The following is a 244-nucleotide window of genomic DNA, read 5'->3' as shown; positions in this document are numbered from 1 at the left end:
AAGCTCGGCGACTCGAAGCTCGCCGACGCGCCGATCGCGGGCGGCTCGTGGACGGCGGCCTCCTCCGGCACGGCGGTGATGCGGGCCTGCCACGACATCGCCGCCCAGGTCTTCACCCTGGCCCGCGGCCTCGACGATTCGCCGCTGGCCAACGTCGATTTCGCGCGCGCGGTGTTCAAAGAGGGGCGCATCTCGGTGGCGGGTGATCCGTCCCGCAGCATCGCCATCACGGAGGTGATGGAAA

Annotated in this window: 1 protein-coding gene; it reads left to right on the top strand. The window is 70.5% G+C overall.

The features are described 5' to 3' along the window. Positions 1-244 (top strand): hypothetical protein (locus CVH10_RS23440; protein ID WP_219925068.1); only part of this gene is annotated, 244 nt, incomplete at both ends.

The organism is Halomonas sp. ND22Bw, assembly GCF_003011945.1.
GTDB lineage: Bacteria > Pseudomonadota > Gammaproteobacteria > Pseudomonadales > Halomonadaceae > Halomonas > Halomonas halophila.
The sequence above is the reverse complement of the archived record's forward strand: the minus strand, read 5'-3'. Positions and strand labels throughout refer to the sequence as shown.